13 protein-coding genes and 1 pseudogene are annotated in these 17,013 nt (G+C 43.5%); 9 read left to right on the forward strand and 5 right to left on the reverse strand.

Annotated elements, in window-relative coordinates; all coding sequences use genetic code 11:
• Window positions 1–85: 85 nt before the first annotated feature.
• The 4 genes and pseudogenes from Q365_RS27485 to Q365_RS0119225 form a co-directional block, all read left to right on the forward strand.
• Window positions 86–472: pseudogene (locus Q365_RS27485) on the forward strand (sugar 3,4-ketoisomerase); the annotation flags it as partial.
• Window positions 462–809, forward strand: coding sequence for a GtrA family protein (locus Q365_RS27490; RefSeq protein WP_051563831.1), 348 nt, complete (start codon window positions 462–464; stop codon window positions 807–809). The pseudogene Q365_RS27485 and the gene Q365_RS27490, both read left to right, overlap by 11 nt.
• On the forward strand, window positions 806–2,812 hold the full coding sequence (locus Q365_RS0119220) for a glucosyltransferase domain-containing protein (protein WP_028024869.1): 2,007 nt from the start codon (window positions 806–808) through the stop codon (window positions 2,810–2,812). The genes Q365_RS27490 and Q365_RS0119220 overlap by 4 nt, the downstream gene beginning before the upstream one ends.
• The gene (locus Q365_RS0119225) at window positions 2,812–3,483 is read left to right on the forward strand and encodes a sulfotransferase family 2 domain-containing protein (RefSeq protein ID WP_028024870.1); all 672 of its coding nucleotides are present in this window, start codon (window positions 2,812–2,814) and stop codon (window positions 3,481–3,483) included. Before Q365_RS0119220 ends, Q365_RS0119225 begins: the two co-directional genes overlap by 1 nt.
• An 834-nt stretch (window positions 3,484–4,317) precedes the next feature.
• On the opposite strand, the gene Q365_RS0119235 is transcribed toward Q365_RS0119225, so the two are convergent.
• Complete coding sequence (locus Q365_RS0119235; RefSeq protein ID WP_028024872.1) at window positions 4,318–6,201, reverse strand: polysaccharide biosynthesis protein; 1,884 nt, start codon at window positions 6,199–6,201, stop codon at window positions 4,318–4,320.
• Window positions 6,202–6,357: 156 nt separating this feature from the next.
• Between Q365_RS0119235 and Q365_RS0119240 the strand changes: the two genes are divergently transcribed.
• From Q365_RS0119240 to Q365_RS0119250, 3 genes are all read left to right on the forward strand, one after another.
• Entirely contained in the window at window positions 6,358–7,329 is a 972-nt protein-coding gene (locus Q365_RS0119240) for a UDP-glucose 4-epimerase family protein (protein ID WP_028024873.1), read from the forward strand.
• 11 nt (window positions 7,330–7,340) lie between these two features.
• Entirely contained in the window at window positions 7,341–7,892 is a 552-nt protein-coding gene (locus Q365_RS0119245) for a sugar transferase (RefSeq protein ID WP_028024874.1), read from the forward strand.
• Window positions 7,893–8,095: 203 nt separating this feature from the next.
• Window positions 8,096–9,505, forward strand: a complete 1,410-nt coding sequence (locus Q365_RS0119250; protein WP_035025463.1) for an MBL fold metallo-hydrolase RNA specificity domain-containing protein — start codon at window positions 8,096–8,098, stop codon at window positions 9,503–9,505.
• Window positions 9,506–9,583: 78 nt separating this feature from the next.
• Here the strand turns inward: Q365_RS0119250 and Q365_RS0119255 are convergent, their stop codons facing one another.
• The 4 genes from Q365_RS0119255 to Q365_RS0119270 all read right to left on the reverse strand — a co-directional run bounded on the left by Q365_RS0119255 (window position 9,584) and on the right by Q365_RS0119270 (window position 13,977).
• Window positions 9,584–11,761: a YjbH domain-containing protein gene (locus Q365_RS0119255; RefSeq protein WP_028024876.1), complete on the reverse strand. Its 2,178-nt coding sequence runs from the start codon at window positions 11,759–11,761 to the stop codon at window positions 9,584–9,586.
• The gene (locus Q365_RS0119260) at window positions 11,761–12,612 is read right to left on the reverse strand and encodes a capsule biosynthesis GfcC family protein (protein WP_028024877.1); all 852 of its coding nucleotides are present in this window, start codon (window positions 12,610–12,612) and stop codon (window positions 11,761–11,763) included. Before Q365_RS0119260 ends, Q365_RS0119255 begins: the two co-directional genes overlap by 1 nt.
• Window positions 12,613–12,619: 7 nt before the next feature.
• Window positions 12,620–13,342 carry a YjbF family lipoprotein gene (locus tag Q365_RS0119265; protein ID WP_051563832.1) on the reverse strand — a complete coding sequence of 241 codons (723 nt, stop codon included), beginning with the start codon at window positions 13,340–13,342 and terminating at the stop codon, window positions 12,620–12,622.
• 380 nt (window positions 13,343–13,722) lie between these two features.
• Entirely contained in the window at window positions 13,723–13,977 is a 255-nt protein-coding gene (locus tag Q365_RS0119270) for a hypothetical protein (RefSeq protein WP_028024879.1), read from the reverse strand.
• 1,125 nt (window positions 13,978–15,102) lie between these two features.
• Here Q365_RS0119270 and Q365_RS0119275 point away from each other — a divergent pair.
• Complete coding sequence (locus Q365_RS0119275) at window positions 15,103–16,356, forward strand: polysaccharide export protein (RefSeq protein WP_028024880.1); 1,254 nt, start codon at window positions 15,103–15,105, stop codon at window positions 16,354–16,356.
• A gap of 138 nt (window positions 16,357–16,494) precedes the next feature.
• Window positions 16,495–16,935 carry an arsenate reductase/protein-tyrosine-phosphatase family protein gene (locus Q365_RS0119280; RefSeq protein ID WP_028024881.1) on the forward strand — a complete coding sequence of 147 codons (441 nt, stop codon included), beginning with the start codon at window positions 16,495–16,497 and terminating at the stop codon, window positions 16,933–16,935.
• The last annotated feature ends 78 nt before the right edge of the window (window positions 16,936–17,013 follow it).

A 17,013-nucleotide genomic window follows, 5' to 3' on the forward strand; every position in this document is an offset into this window, starting at 1 on the left:
CAATACTAACCAACATAACATTTTAGATAAGAATCACTCAAATAATCTTAGTGATGTTGTGTCTAATTATAGTAAATGTAAACATGTGACATTATCTAGCTTTGGCGATATGAGAGGTCGCTTAGTTGCAATTGAACATGCAACCGACCTGCCTTTTATTCCTAAGAGAACATTTTTAGTTCATGATGTTAGCAGTCACAAGGTTCGTGGAGAGCACGCACATCGTGAGTGTGAACAGTTACTGGTTGCTGTTTCTGGCAAGCTCTCTGTTGTTGTTGATGATGGAACTCATCGTGCTGAGGTAGAGCTTGATTCCCCAGTAAAGGGCCTATATATTCCTGCTGGAGTTTGGGGGGTTCAATATAAATTTAGTCAAGATGCGGTGCTATTGGTTTATGCCTCGCATGAATATAAAGAAGCTGATTATATTCGCGAGTATGATGAGTTTTTAAAATTCGCCAATGCAGGCTGATTTTTTAAGGTTTTTAGCTGCAGGTGGCTTTAATACCATACTTACGCTCTTGATTTATCAAGGGCTTTTATTTTTCATCTCGCCAGAAGTATCTTATTTGATTTCCTATTGCACTGGTCTAGTTTATGTCTATTTTGTTTACCCATCGAAGGTTTTTAAAGCAGAAAAGAAAGGTTCCGGTCTTGTGTCGGTTGCTATTTATTTGACTTCCTTTTTTCTAGGGATTTTGATTGTCGCTAATTTTTCCAATGAGCGACTAGCTGTCTTTGTCGCGATGGTTTTTACAACAGCATATGGCTTTATAGTGACAAGATTTGTTCTCAGGAGCTACTTTTGAACATATATTCTAAGATTGAAAAAGACCTAAATGCGAATTTAATTTGGTATTTTGGTCTTCTAATAACTCCATTAGTGTTCTATTTTTTTGAGTTGTCAAACATGTCATTCACTCAGGATGAGTTGAGGAGACATAGCAGTTATCGAGTTGACCCTCAGTGGTTATCTCAGGGTCGATTTGGAATGTACTTTTTAACTTGGGTATATTCTAACAACCCTGTCTTCCCTTATGTTGGTATTTTTCTGTCGAGCGTGATGTCGATGGTTGCTATCAGGGTTTTCTTTCAGAAAGTGTGTGGAAAACTTCATTACCCAACTTTGCTCTCTGTTTTATTTGTTAGTTGTCCTTTTCTGTACTATTTATATAGCTTCTCTACAGTGTCATTCTCTGTTGGGGTTATCTATCTGCTCGTTACATTTTCTGTTTATTGTTGTGTGAGTAGTCGAAGGTCACTGACGTTAGTCTCAGTGTTACTTCTTGCTTTTTCTCTGAGTATATACCAGTCTGCAATTACCGTTTTTATTCTGATGATCGCGATCTTTGGGTTTTATAAACTAGAGGATGGTGCGAATCCGATCAAGGAATTGGCCAAGGCCTTTTTCGTACTGGTACTGGCTGGTATTGTTTATTTTGTCGCAAATAAAGCTATTTCGATTGTTTATTCAGGCAATCAAAGTGGTTACATTGACGGGTTTGTAAGTGGTGGGCTTTCGACTGACTATGCAGTTACACTGGTCGTTGCATTTATTGCAAGATTTATCGAGGTTATGTCCGCTTCTAGTTCCTTACTTCCACAAGAGAATGTGTTTCAACCAATTCTTTCGTTATTGTTTATCGGCCTTGTTGTCTATAAGTACCGGCTGAAAAACACTCTTTTGTTGCTGCTTGCTTCACTTGCTCTCATCAGTCCTTTTTTACTTGAGTTCCTTTCGCCACAATCCTTACCAACACGAAGTTATATCGCCTTGCCACTACTATTTACTTTTGTGATCTATTGGCTAGTTTTATATAGCATGGATAAGCGTCGCTTGGGTTTTATAGTTGCACCTATTTCAGTGCTTTTTGTGCTTGTTAATTTTATTAACTTAAATAAGTTTGCCTATTATGACAATCTTAGCTGGGATAACGATAAGCGACTGGCTGCAGAGTTAGTATCTCAAATTTTGGACTTGCCTGGGTTAGATTCTGTTCTTGAAGAAAATGGAGGGAAGATACCTTTACACTCTGTTGGTTACTTACCGTTTAACCCTAAAATGGCTTTTAATAAGCAATTTGAAAATGTGGCTAAGGGGTTCTTTGCCTGGGGTGATAACGAATTACAAAACAGTTCTAATTTGTTTAAGTCTTTGGGGTGGGATGCTTTTTCATACGCTCATTTGGATAGCGTGCGCGATAATGTCAATGAGATTCGTAAGTTGCCGGTTTTCCCTTATTCTGGCTCCGTGTCCATTGTTGATAAATTTGTAGTTATCAAGTTTTCCGATTATACAGAGGCTCAGTCTAATAGGCTTTGTAGTAGTCAACATAGAGATACTATCGATTCGTGTCTGATTCAATTCAATCCTAGTTCTGTTAGGTTATCCGTTGGTAGTTCACCAAGCAGTATCGATGGACTCAATGAGATTTATACATTCGGGCTTCAAGAATATTTCCGCGTTAGTCACTCGTCCATCGAACATCGAGATAATGCCTTCTATATGGCATCTGTTGTGTCAGATTCATTTATCACTCTTCCTCCATTAGATTATAATGGGAAAATGATCATAGAGTTAGATATTGACTATAGTAGTCTTAGTTCTCTGTCTATGTATTTTAAGACTCGAAAAAAACAGATGTTTAACGAGAGGCAAAGCATAAGGTTTAACTCTTTGTTAGGACCAAATAAGCTCTATTTTGAGTTGCCAGCTCAACTCTTTAAATACGGGCTTCGTATAGACTTTTCAGGGAACCCTGATGAGTTCAAGTTAATAAACCTGAAAGTATATAATGGCGAGGCATCATAATGCTAATTTCTTTACACCTTCCTAAAACCGCAGGTGCTAGTTTTTTAGTGTCTTTGGAGGATATATATGGAGAGGATCTGTTAAGGGACTATCTTGATTTTCCTATAAATCAGATACCCCTCAAAAGAAAGTTTGATGCATTATCAAAAAATCTAACAAGTAGGTTTGCTAACTTAGATAATTACAAGTGTATACATGGGCATTTTCTCCCACTTAAGTATTCTCACCTTTCTGACGCTACTTATATTACGTGGATGCGTGACCCCATTGAGCGATTGGGATCTCATTACAACTATTGGATTAGAACTTATAATCCTAATGATGCTGGTAAGTTGCACACGAGAGTTGTAGAAGAGGAGTGGTCGTTTGAGAAATTTTGCTTCAGCCAAGAAATGAGAAACTTTTATGCTAAGTTCCTATGGGGCTTTGATGTGAAGAGGTTTGATTTTATTGGCATAACAGAACACTTTGATTCAGATATGACATATTTTGCTGATAAATATTTGGGCGTCTCTCTAAAAAATCACCAAATGAATGTCAATGCAACTAGGGACAAGAATTCTTCATATTTTGATGACCTAGCCTTTAAAGGCGAAGTTACTAAGTTCCACAGTAAGGACGTCGAACTTTATGAATATGCGCTGAAGAAAAGAATGGAGCGCATCGGTTGAGGTTCTAGAACTATATGTGATTTTGGTTACGTTTGCATTGAAAAAGGAAGCTTTAAAGCTTCCTTTTTTTTAGTTTCTGGAGGCGCCCAAATTGAAATTTTAATTGATATTTCACTGAACTCTTACAGTACCAATAGAAGTGTTTTGAGAATATATTCTTGTTTTGATGTGAAGCATGGTGTAGTGCTTTTACTTTAGGGAAGTAGTAGATAGAGAAATTGTTAATGTTGGCTCTAGTGCATATGTCGACATCTTCAAAGTACATGAAGTAACTGTCATCAAAACCACCAAGCTGTTGGTATGTGGTTGCTCTGAATAGCAGAAATGACCCTGCAGCCCACTGTATTTTCAATGGAGAGTTAATTTGGCTTTTGTCGTAGATATCCTCTCGTTTGACTCCTAACAGTGACTTCAATGGTGAGAGTAATTTTGGATAGTGTCTAATTGAGTTGTCGAACGTTGTAAAGCCTGGATCTCGGTACAAGTTTATTGTCGAAATGTCAGATTGATACTCTTTAGCTTGTATCAATAGCTCGTTTAGTGAGGCGTTTTTGATCTCTACATCTGGATTTAAGACAAGAAAGTAATCGTGTTCTGACATATCGACTTTTACTGTACAGTATTCGAAGACTGCATTATTGTTTGCCGCGAAACCCATGGTTGACTGGCTAGTTATCAGGTGGATTGCGCCATTTTTACAGTAAGTATCCAAATGTTTAGTTGGAGGCGTGTTTGAACGTATCACTACTGTATGTTCTTGAGCTAGTGAGCGTAGGGTTTCGCTGCCAGTGATTATGTCATCGTGATTGTGATTTATAACCGAAATATAGACTTTCATTGTATGCCTTCTTTAGGATTGTATCCTGTAGGGGCTTCTAAGAGGATATTCTTAATTCGATCTGAATCAAAATCGTGGCACGATTCGTCAAGTCGATGCAATAGATTCTGCATGTCTTCCCAAGCTAACATTGTTTCACTTGCTGCCATGATTTTTGTGTGGCTTGTACCTTCTACGTTATCCCCAATTAGGAGTTCTTCGTAGAGCTTTTCGCCTGGCCTTAGGCCGGTGAAACGGATTTCTATGTCTCCATCCGTGTCGCTTTCACCTGTGTCTGTTATGTAGCTCTTCATCCCCATGAGGTTAATCATTCGCTTCGCGAGATCAACGATCTTTACGGGGTCACCCATGTCTAAAACAAAAACTTGCCCATTGTGACCCATAGCTCCTGCTTGAATAACCAATTGTGCAGCTTCGGGTATTAGCATGAAGTAACGCGTAATATCTTGGTGAGTGACTGTAACGGGTCCACCTTTTCGCACTTGCTTTTTGAATAGTGGCACGACCGAACCCGACGAGCCTAACACATTACCAAATCGCACCATGGTGAAGTTGGTATCGGTTCCGCGATCAGCCATCGCCTGGAGTACCAATTCAGCCATACGTTTACTTGCACCCATAATATTCGTGGGTCGCACCGCTTTGTCGGTTGAGATTAGAGTGAAATTTTTTACACCCGTTGCAATTGCAGCATTTGCACAAGCTAGTGTTCCAAAAACGTTATTTCTTATACCTTCAATAACATTATCTTCTACAAGCGGAACGTGCTTGTAAGCTGCAGAGTGATAGACTGATTCAACATGGTGTGCAGCCATAAGTTTTGTCAATCTGTTCTCTTTTTGTACTGAGCCCAAAGCTGCTACTAGAACTGTGTTTAATCCAAGGTTGTTTCTTGCCATTTCTAATTCTTGATGAATGGCATAGAGGTTGTATTCGTTAAGTTCAAATAACACTAATGTTTTCGGATTTTGCGCGAGGATCTGTCGACATAATTCGGAACCAATCGAACCACCCGCACCTGTCACCAACACACTTTTGTCTGTTATGTTTTTTCGAAGTAATTCTACGTCTGGAGATACGGGTTCTCTTCCTAGTAGATCGGCTATATCGAGATCTTTGATGTCTGTAACACTGGCTTTTCCTGTGGCAATGTCTTCAACTGAAGGCACTGATTGAACAGCAATAGGCCAATGGGACAATTCATCAACAAGTCTTAGGCGGTCTCCTTTGCTAATGTTGTTGATGGCAAGAAGGAGCTTCACAGGTTGATATAACGAAAGAAGATTCCCAAATTCTGATGCGGAGTGGATTCTTACGCCGGTTAATATTTGGCCTACCTTCTTGGGGTCATCGTCCAAAAAAGCGACTGGGTGGTATTCGCCGCCTTGTATCAAAGCATATGCCAGATCTCGACCCGTTGAACCCGCTCCGTAAATAAATACATTGGGCTTTTTTCTACGGTAGTAGTGGTAGTAAACCGTTCGAATGAATATCCGTGGTGCGCCTAGAGTGAGTATTGCCAGCCCAGCATAGATGAATGGGACGCTTCTTGGCATAAACGCCTGAAAGAAAAAACCACTTATTGCTAGAGTGACAGCTGATATAATCACAGCAATAAATATGTTGCCAACTGCAGGCATCATCATGTAACGCAGGATGGCACGGTACATCCCAAGTTTGACAAAGCTAAACACTGTTACTGCGCAAGTGACAAATAAGCACAGTATCTCTGCAGAGTCGATTGGGAAAATCAGTGTATCTAAACGCAGCGCCATTGCGAAGTAGAGCGATAGAGCGACCGCGAGAATATCGTAGATAACACTTATGATTCGCTTGTTATTACGATGTGCGCTGAGAAGTAGTTGGATCGGAGTAAACATTAGATTTTTGGTATCTCTTAGACGTTGGCAGCTAAAAATGGGCGTGGTGAAAAATGTTATTATTCGTTATGGGCTTATTGTATGTACCTTTAGTGCGACTCGCCAGTATTGAATGATAGAATCTTGGCATGAACATAGAGATAGATAGGAATTAGGGTGAAGCTACTCGTGACAGGCGCCACCGGATTTGTTGGTAAGCGCGTTTCAAACACAGCGAAACATAAAAATTGGGTCGTTAAGAAACAAGTTAGAAATGTTGCGTTGAACACGGATGATACCATCGTTAGTGATATCCATGCCGATAGTGATTGGTCCGCTCATCTACAAGACATTGACTGCATTGTTCACTGTGCAGCGCGTGTTCATCAAATGCAAGAGAGACAAAGCAGTGCAGAGGTACTTCAAGCTTATCGAGAAGTGAACACCTTTGGTACATTGAATCTCGCTCAGCAGGCTGCTGATGCAGGCGTTAAGCGTTTTGTTTTCATCAGTTCTATCAAAGTGAATGGCGAGCAAACGGATCCTGAGCAAGCATTTGTTCCTGAGGTTTTACAAGCCCCAAGCGACCTATACGGCTTGAGCAAATACGAGGCAGAGCTTGGACTCAAAGAGGTAGCGAATAGGACCGGTTTAGACGTTGTTATTGTCCGACCGCCTTTAGTGTACGGCGAAGGGGTAAAAGCCAACTTTCAATCTATGATGAATATCGTTCGAAAAGGTATCCCTCTGCCTTTTGGTGCTATCAACAACTGCAGAAGTCTTGTGTACATCGATAATCTGGTATCACTGGTGCTGACCTGTTGTACTCATCCAAACGCAGCAGGGAAGACGTTTCTGGTTTCAGACAATGATGATGTTTCTACCACAAGGCTTTTAAGGCAGATTGCCAAGAGCATGGGGAGGCCGAATCGACTGCTGCCACTGCCGCAACGCATTCTTGTATTCATGGCCAATACGTTGGGTAAATCGGATATCGCGAATCGGTTGTGTGGTAATCTGCAGGTCGATATTTCAGATACGATTGAGTCGTTAGATTGGATTCCTCCTGTGAGCTTTGAACAGGGAATTACCAATACTGTTGACGCATATTTAAAGCATCAAATTTCTTCAAGTGATAAAAGCCAGTAGAGAAGACCACTGTGATAAGATTCCTTGACTTCGTTTTTGCCTTCTTTGGCCTTCTGTTTTTGTGGCCTGTGTTGTTATTAGTTACGGTGCTTGGTTATTTCGACACCAGATCTCCGATTTTTTGCCAAACGCGCGTAGGTCGGGGTCAAAAACCATTTACCTTGATTAAGTTTCGCACCATGACACCTGACACTGCCTCGGTCGCTACGCATCTTGCTAGCGCTTCTTCAGTCACCAAGTTTGGGGCATTTCTACGCAAAACTAAACTGGATGAACTGCCACAACTGATTAATGTTGTGAAGGGGGAAATGAGTTTAGTCGGCCCACGTCCATGCTTATTTAATCAAGAAGAACTGATTCAAGCGCGACAAGAAAAAGGTGTATTTGATGTGTTGCCGGGCGTGACGGGTCTTGCGCAGGTCAACGACATTGACATGTCGACACCGCAGAAACTGGCTGAATGGGATCAACGAATGATCCGAACGATGTCAGTAAAGCACTACTTTACCTATATCATTCAAACGGTCACGGGCAGTGGTTCTGGTGATCGCATAAAAAGCTGAAGAGATCTTTCTCGTCTTTAACTGGGCGTTGCTTATTGAGCCAGTGCTCACCGTTAACGTTGTCGCACCTCTTCTGAAACAGAATCATAGAGGTGCGCTTAAACTTCGTCTTTATTCCCTTCCTACGAACATTTCTTAACACCCCGCTCGTGGCTGAGTAACAATACCCCCAGTTTCATTATTTGGGAGTCAATACAGTGAATATATCCACGCCAAGCTCTTACAAGATCACCCATCATGGTGCCAAAACAGGGGTAACTGGCTCATGCCATCAGCTAGACATTGCTGGCGGTAAACTGCTGGTTGATTGCGGGTTATTTCAAGGTGATGAGACCCGCTCGCTAGATATTGAATTTCCGGTACATGACATCGATGCGCTGCTGATCACCCATGCACATATCGATCATATTGGTCGGCTTCCTTGGTTACTCGCTGCAGGTTTCAACGCACCCATATATGCCACCTATGCAACTGCGACCCTGATTCCATTGATGCTGGACGATGGGCTGCGCTTGCAACTCGGTCTCAAAAAAACAGATCGCAAACGAATCCTCGGTATTATCAATAAATTGCTGATTCCCGTTGACTATAACGAGTGGCAGGTTGTTAGTTCCCAATCCCTCTCTCAATTTCAATTGCTGGCACAGATCCGTTTTCAACCCGCTGGGCATATTCTTGGTTCATCTTTTATCGAAGTAAAATTGCCTGGCGAAGGCGAAGAAGTGTCGGAAGTGGAAGAAGTTATCGTGTTTTCGGGCGACTTAGGGCCAAAGAATACGCCGTTATTGCTTGATCCCTTTTCGCCTGAAAGAGCAGATGTGCTCGTGATTGAAAGCACATACGGCGACAGGCAACACGAATCCATTACCGATCGTGCCGATAGGCTGAAAACACTGATTAATCGTTCACTGCAAGATGGCGGTGTGGTGCTTATTCCCGCATTTAGCGTAGGAAGAACGCAAGAGCTACTGTTCGATATTGAAAACATCATCGCCACTCAGCTTAACGATCATGAGGTGGGTGAATGGTCAAAACTGCCAGTTATCTTAGATTCACCCATGGCCGCTGAAGTGACCAAACAGTATCGACAATTTAAAACCCTATGGGGAAAAGAAGCGAAAGGGCATCTGAAAGAAGGGCGGCATCCGCTGGCGTTTGACCAATGTATTACCATCGACAGTCACCATGACCATCAATCGCTGGTTAATCGCCTCAAACAAACCGGCGAGCCAGCCATTGTGGTCGCCGCCAGTGGCATGTGTAATGGCGGGCGGATACTCAATTACCTAGAAGCGCTGCTGCCTGATAAAAGAACCGATGTGATCCTCGCCGGTTATCAAGCACGAGGCACGTTGGGGCGAGAAATACAGAAAGGCAGCAAGAGGGTGGAAATATCGGGTCATTACATTGAAGTAAACGCTCACATTCATACGATGTCAGGCTATTCAGCCCATGCTGACCAAAATGATTTGTTGTCGTTTATTCAAGGTATTGAAACAAAGCCGAAAGAAGTGCGAATTGTGCATGGCGATCTCCAGGCACAAGCAGTTTTTGCCAAGCAGATACAAGACAAAGGTTTAGCGAATACAGTGACTATCGCGGCTGACCAATAAAAATGAACAAAAAAAGGCGCTCTAAGATGAGCGCCATTTGCATTTTTGCGTGTTTTTTCTTTATGACAGCTTCAACGTTTACCTGTTGGTAAACTCGCTACGCGGGTCACGCCCATTGGTCATATCGTACAAATGATATTTACGGCTCAGCATCTGTCCGCCGTCGCGAGTTAGCGGGATCCACTGTATCAGAGCGCGGTTGGCGCTTGGTTGAACCGTGAATACATCAAACGGAATCGAGATATAGAAGCCTTTGTTGAAACTGCCTTCACCAAATTCTTCCGCTGACAAATCTGTTTTCGTTACGAATGCACCGGCGATCACACCGCTATCAAACTGCTTCGATACATCAAGTGTGATGCCTTGGTCTTCCGCAAGGTAACGGCCAGCACTCGCTTTGATGGTTAAATCATCAAACCAAGACCACTCAGGGCGATAATATACCGATGCATGACCCGTCACTGTGCCCGTTTGCACTGAGTAATTGCGTTTATCGATAGAGTCGTAATAGTTCTCGTCAGTAAATACTCCGAATTGGCTGTTCGGATCGCGCTGCGCAACATAGTTAACGTCGAGACCAAACGCCCAGTTGCTGCCCATTGGGCGGTAAAGCACTTCAGAACCGACACCGGCGTACATCATTTCGAGGTAACCCACGTACGCTTGTGTGTAGACATCATCAAAGAACTGACCAAAGCCTGTTAGCTGCAAGTTGTTCAAGCGCACCGGGTTGTCAGAAATATACTGACGAACCAAAGTTCTGACGCGTTTCAGCTCAGTGCTGTCACCCGGGGCAACGGTGTGTGTGAACTTGTCATAGTTGTCATACAGGTTTACGTAAACACTGCCGCCAAGTTCAAGGTTGTCGGTAAACCAATACGCGGCATCACCCGATACACCGAAATTAAACAGGTAAAAATCTTCCGCGCCGCCAAGTGATTGCTGCAGTGTAGGTGAAATACCGTAAACAAAATTATCTGTGCGATCAGCTTTTAACGTGCCGTTGGCAGACTTAGAGGCCTGATATGGTGCAGCGGCATCATGAATCGAAGCGCCGACATATTCCTGATTGGCGACTTTACGGTAGGCTTTGGCATCCACTTCCGTGGTGGTGACGGCCAAGCCGTTTTTCACATCCACAAAACGGTATGTGTCAGCAGGCTCTTGGGTATTGGCTAGAATAGCCGCAGCACGGTCATGTGCTTCTGAAGGTCTGCGATATTTCGACTGATTTCCTTCTACCGTGATGACATTGTCATCTACGTAAATTTTGGTCTTCTGGAAGCCGGAAATGTACGCCAAATCTTCAGCAACCTTGTCCCAATCGGTGTCAGTGTCTTCGGCAGCAGGCGCATAGGCAGGTTTTGAGGAATCAACCCACGTCTGTTTCATTTCGTTGAAATTGGTGTATAGCGTGAAGCCTAAAGTGGCGGTATTACCGCGTTCGAAGCTGGCGCGAATGTTCCCCCAATCCCCTAAACGATAAAGTGCACCTATGTTGAAGTTGGTTTCTTGGCTTTCTTCAATATTGGCAAAGTCGCTGCGGTAATCGTTACCGTCATATTCCAATTTAAGCGTGAGCGGTTCCCACGGGGTTTGGTATTCAACACCGCCAAACACAGCTGCGCAACCCGTGAAGAAGCGTTCGAAATCGATCGAACCACCTTTACCTTTATAAGAGGTATCACGACCACAATCGTTGGTGGCTTTGTTACCCAGAAGGTTTGCACTGTTGCCCATGTAGCCCCAGCCAACCCCCATAGTAAGATCAACAGGGCCGAAACGTTTACTGGCGGCAATAAACTCACCGTCAAACAAACCCGTACCGCCAAGGTCACGCATGCCGATAGATGTTTCAGGCAGCCAATAGCTTTCTTCCCAAAGCGTAAATTTTACGTCGATGCCTTTGTCGGTGTAGTGGGTGTCTTCACCGAAGCCATTTCCGCCATAACGCTTTGAAGGCACTTGTGTATAACGCAGAGTGGTTTCTAGCCAAGGCATTAACTGCAGAGATGCATGGAAATGACGATAATCTTCGTTGGCCGTATAACCGACAGAAAATTCACCTTCAGGCGCAGAGCGGCCAGACGGCATTTGCATCAAACCGACCCCACCAAAATCACTTTGCGAGGCGCTGTGATATGTCGGTTTTAAGGCACTTTTTTCTGACTCAGAGGCAAAAGCCGCGTTACTGGCGATGAAAGGGAAAAGCGCAAGTGCGAGCGCTGAATAGCGAAAAGGGACTTGGGTTTTCATTACATCATCCGAAGTTTCAGAAGGTTAACGATTGTCGTATTCAAGGAATCGAACGTTGATGGAAGCGAAGTGAAAGGTACGTAAACAATACTGCCTGGAACCAGACGCGAATCTGCGTTATTCCAATAAGCTACAGGCACTGATTGTGTGTTTCCATTCGGTTCAATCACAACAACATGACTGCGCTCTGCGTACCAAAACAACCTATCATGGTTATCGATATAATCACTGATGATCAAACCCGACGCCCAATCAGACGATGCGCTATGTTGTATTGCCCCTAACACGTCAATCGAAGACGGGCGACTTGGCAATAATAGGGTGTAATGGGAATCTAATAAGGGGTTGGGGTGCTGCCCCAACAACAGACCATCATGGTCGACGTTCACATCAACGCGAAAGCCATAATCTTGTGCTTCGATGAATCGCAGCAGTGCGTCGATAGCTTGCTTCTTGTCGGCGTCTTCCGCCCACTCATTGTAAAGACGAAAAAGCTGGTCGGTTACATTCGTTTTTAGTTGTTCGACAGAAGCTTGCTTTGCATTATCAAGCAAGGCTGCAGCAGGCCAAAAAATACCATCGGATTGATGTGAGCGCTCCGTCTCTTGGTAAGAAGGGAGTTTTTGTAGCGCGTTTTTTCCTTCGATTACGACCTGAGACAAACGCGGCGTCTGTGAAAACGACAGGCTTAGCAGGGGTTCTTGTGCAGTTTGTTGAACCATCAACGTGGTGGCAAAGGTGGAAGTTGCAAACAGTGAGCACAACAAAAGTGCGACACCCTTTAGCCAGCGTACCCATTCACCAGATTTTGCAAAGCCCGGTGCGCTCACGCGATCATGTGAAAGTTTCATGTGAGTCCTATGAAGAAAAAGGTTTCAGAATTGTGATTTCAATGGAAGGAAGCGTCGGCGCAATAACCTGCTTGCTGCTTAGAACACGCCCAGACTGTGAGGATATCCAAAATTCATTTTTATATTGAATATCGAGCTTAGGTACATCAACGGTTTCAACGAAATAGAGTGCTTCAATGGGCTTCTCATTGATAACGAGCGTCTGAATACCTTTGTTTTCAAACGATGATGTCAGGGTATAGCCGAAGTGGTTGCCAGGTTGCCAATCGATGGTTCTCGCCCAAAATGTTGGTGTGCTTTCTTTGTGCAAACCCAATCGAAGCGGGTCGATGGCATCGCTTTCGCTATTTAAAAGATTACCATTCTGAAGGCCTACAGTTTTCATCAAACGCCCTGATTCGGTCACAACCATTTCGTTGTTCGCAGAAAGCCACTTGAGCTGATAAATAGCGGATGCGTCGGCTTTTAGGTCTGTGTCTTCAGTTAGCAAAGCCCGTTTTTCAGCAAACCCCAACACCATAAAGGCTTGTGCATCACCGTCTAGCTTGGCGTAAATACTCGCCCAAGGCAGTGCTTCGATGTCTTCAACGGATTTTTCTATATCTTGAGGGCCAAATGCAGCAACCGAAAAAGTGTCAGATAAAGCCGTCGATTTTTGGCTGCATCCGGAAAGTGGCAAGGCGAGTGCAAGCAATGCCACAGGCATTATGCGAGAAAAAGTTGTTAGCATGATTTACCTAACCACCAAAATAGGTATGAGTTTCTTTATAAAAGAAGGAATAAAACAACAGGGTGAACAATATACCCAAACAACCTAAAGATGCTCAATTTCAGAGGCCATCAGAGTGTTCAATTCAAGGCAAATTCTTGTAGGAATAGTCATTCTATTTCACAGGGATTTAACGATGAAGTGGACGCTCTGAGGGCCTCCCTTTGGGCGAGTTTACTGACGCCATGCTCGGTGTTGCCCCTTTTTGATGGAGTGCACTACATCAAAAAGGGACACCTTGATCATAACGTCAGTAAAGCTCGCTGAATCCGGTATCTTCAGGTTGTTTGGGTATAAGTAAAAACAACCGAACGGAACCCCGTTCGGTTGCAAAACACAACTTAGTTAGTACCAACAGTACCTGTTGTGCCTGTAGAACCGCTTGTATCAACAGCTACAACTGTTGCAGCTACAACCGCTGCGCCAACTGCAACAGCGGTAGCGCTTACGCCACCAACAGCTGCAGCAGATGCTGCTGTTGCTGAACCAGCAGCACTACCAGAAGTTGCTGCAGTGGTTGCGGTAGTTTGAGTTGCTGCAAGTGCTGGTGCTGACATCATCATTACTGCCAATGCTGTAATCGCTGATTTTTTCATGGGTAACTCCGTTATATAAATGTTACGCCTGATTTAAAAAAGACACAGACATCTAAAATGCTAAACAGTAATGAAGGTTAAGTAAACAAATAATTAGGTTTGAAGGGGCTAGGTTTCAATAAAGACCTCACAAAAAGTTCGCTATATTTATTTTTTAGTCAATGCCATTAAAGCTATAAACTTCTCATCTTTTTTTGCTTGGGTTATTTCCGTGAGTTGTCGACACCTTCTCCCCTGCTATTAAAGTGAATGGCGTGATCGTGCGGACTTACGGTATTGAAGGAAAAGTGCATCTATCGCCGTCTAACTGTCGTTATATTTTTGTTAGCAGCGGTTTTACTGGCTGTCAAATTCTTGTTTATATTCGGGTGAATGGTACGAATACTGCCTGAATGAGCCAACGCCCGTTGTTCGTTTAACTGTTTGTGCTGAAAGTGACGTATGCATTGACTTGATAGATGGGATTGTTAAAGGGTTTGGTCAATTGATCGCTTTCTATTTCTGATTTGTAAGTGACTTGCTTATTAATAGTATTTTTGGTGGTGTGGTTGTTGCTATCAATTCAAATTATACGAGGTTGGTTGTGTCCCGGTTGTTAGGGGAATTGTAGACTTAAAATCATCTGCTCAAATAAAAGACAATTAATTCAAAAAAAGTAAATTTGGATTAATTCTTCTTTGCCTAAAATGATAGACTCCCGCCTCATTTTTAATCCATATGATCTATTTGTTAGGTGCCACCTTGTGGCGAAATTACCCCTAAATAGCAATAAATGGAATGAAATCAGTGCTTAATCGCACCTATCAGAGATTTAACCTGCCAGAGCTAGTCTTTGTTAGCAGTACATTTTGAATTTTTGCGTACTTTGGGAGCGACACCCACGGGCGGTAGCGTATCCAATTGCTGACGAAAGGGCTTTGAAGCAAGCTCACATTTTGTCGCAGATCTACGCTTGATTGAAAAAAAATGCCCGTTGCTGACGTGATGGCATGCTAGGTTCTAGCGTTTGATTGCATTTAGCTCGTTTCGAACCCTATTTCGCAGAGTTTTTTCAAAAATCAAATTAACTTTCATAGCGTCTAACTTATGTCTAAGTCGCATTACTAATAAGTTGTTATCAAGATCATGGATATTACAAAGAAAATACTACTTGGGACTTTGCTCACCACATCTTTGGCAGGGTGTGCTATGCCCGGAAGTCACCTTTCTGTTAATGACAAGAATCTTGTGACGACAGAACAGGATGACCAAAAAGACATCAATACGTTAATTGATGTTTATCCGTTAACAGCGTCCAGTGTGACTTCATTCCGACGCCCGCATGCTCAAGCCCAAGCGAATGAAGTGTTAGAGCTGCAAATTGCGCGTTACGAGTATCGCGTGGGCCCAGGTGACATTCTCAATATCACTATTTGGGATCACCCAGAACTTACCATTCCTGCCGGTTCATACCGCAGTTCGAGTGAATCAGGGAACTGGGTTCATGCCGATGGCACCATTTTCTATCCGTACATTGGTACTGTGCTGGTAGAAGGCAAAACGGTGATGGAGATTCGAGACGACATCGCCAAACGCTTAGCGCGTTTTATCGAAACCCCGCAGGTAGATGTGAATATCGCCGCTTTTCGATCGCAAAAAACATACATCACGGGTGAAGTGAACAAGCCAGGGCAACAAGCGATTACCAATATCCCGATGACATTGCTAGATGCCATCAATAATGCTGGTGGTCTAGGGGAAGATTCAGATTGGCGTAATGTCAGCCTAACCCGAAACGGCGAAGAGCAATCTGTGTCGCTTTATGCGCTCATGCAACGCGGCGATTTGACACAAAACCGTTTATTGCAACCGGGCGACATTGTTCATGTTCCTCGTAACGACGGCCAGAAAGTGTTTGTGATGGGGGAAGTCAACGACCCCAAACTACTAAAAATTGATCGCGCAGGCATGAGCCTAACCGAAGCACTGAGCTCAGTTGGTGGCATTAGTGAACTAGAAGCTGACGCAACTGGCGTGTTTGTTATTCGAGCATTGAAACAAACGGAACAACAAGCGCATCACAATCAGACAAAGCAGACGGCGCTGAACGACGTTGCGGCGACAAAAACAACAGAAACAAATGGCCCAAAATCCATAAGCGAAGAAACAACACCGATTGAGGAGCAAGTCGAGAAGATTGCCGCAATCTATCAACTGGATATTAAAGACGCTGCTGCATTAGTGCTTGGCACCGAATTTGAGTTGCAGCCATACGATATTGTTTATGTTACGGCGGCTCCTATTACCCGTTGGAACCGTGTGATCCGCCAGTTGTTGCCAACCATTACAGGATTTAATGAACTCACCGAAGGCGCGTTAAGAGTGAAAACTTGGCCTTAAATCGAAAAGCGATTTAAGTGCGCCAAACACGTTATGAACGAGATGGCGACCAATCCTGAGAACGGCTGAAGTCGTCGCCTCTGGCTGTTTGCTTAGTGGCGGACAACACAAACTAAAACTCGGAAAGTGGTATTACGAATGTTTCAAAAAATCTTGGTTGTTTGTGTCGGCAACATTTGCCGCTCACCGACAGGCGAACACTTACTTAAGTGCTTGCTACCAAACAAACAAATCGATTCTGCCGGCATCGCGGTTGAAAAAAGCCACTTAACGGGCAAACCTGCAGATGCAACCGCCACCACGTTGGCCGCAGAACACGGGATCAGCCTTGAAGGCCATGTCGCAAAACAGCTAACCGCAGAGTTAGCATCACAATATGACCTCATCCTAGTCATGGAAAAAGGCCATATTGACGCCCTTTGCAGCATCGCCCCCGAAGCACGTGGTAAAACCATGTTATTCGGACAATGGATCGGACAAAAAGACATCCCAGATCCACACAGACAAAGCCGAGAAGCATTCGATCACGCATGGATGCTAATAGAAGAAGCCGCAAACGCTTGGGCGAAGAAGATTTGAAGAAGATTTAAAGTCAATAGATATCTCGACACTCGCTTTTCCTGTTATTTCTTACTCCTAGCCTTTTGAGAAAATATT

This window comes from Enterovibrio calviensis DSM 14347 (assembly GCF_000621165.1).
GTDB lineage: Bacteria > Pseudomonadota > Gammaproteobacteria > Enterobacterales > Vibrionaceae > Enterovibrio > Enterovibrio calviensis.

Bases quoted from the DNA above. Each gene is read 5' to 3' on its own strand.
- Q365_RS27490 (WP_051563831.1), top strand. From the start codon at position 462: ATGCAGGCTGATTTTTTAAGGTTTTTAGCTGCAGGTGGCTTTAATACC.
- Q365_RS0119270 (WP_028024879.1), bottom strand. From the start codon at position 13,977: ATGAAAAAATCAGCGATTACAGCATTGGCAGTAATGATGATGTCAGCA.
- Q365_RS0119275 (WP_028024880.1), top strand. From the start codon at position 15,103: ATGGATATTACAAAGAAAATACTACTTGGGACTTTGCTCACCACATCT.
- Q365_RS0119260 (WP_028024877.1), bottom strand. From the start codon at position 12,612: ATGAAACTTTCACATGATCGCGTGAGCGCACCGGGCTTTGCAAAATCT.
- Q365_RS0119235 (WP_028024872.1), bottom strand. From the start codon at position 6,201: ATGTTTACTCCGATCCAACTACTTCTCAGCGCACATCGTAATAACAAG.
- Q365_RS0119265 (WP_051563832.1), bottom strand. From the start codon at position 13,342: ATGCTAACAACTTTTTCTCGCATAATGCCTGTGGCATTGCTTGCACTC.
- Q365_RS0119255 (WP_028024876.1), bottom strand. From the start codon at position 11,761: ATGAAAACCCAAGTCCCTTTTCGCTATTCAGCGCTCGCACTTGCGCTT.
- Q365_RS0119280 (WP_028024881.1), top strand. From the start codon at position 16,495: ATGTTTCAAAAAATCTTGGTTGTTTGTGTCGGCAACATTTGCCGCTCA.
- Q365_RS0119225 (WP_028024870.1), top strand. From the start codon at position 2,812: ATGCTAATTTCTTTACACCTTCCTAAAACCGCAGGTGCTAGTTTTTTA.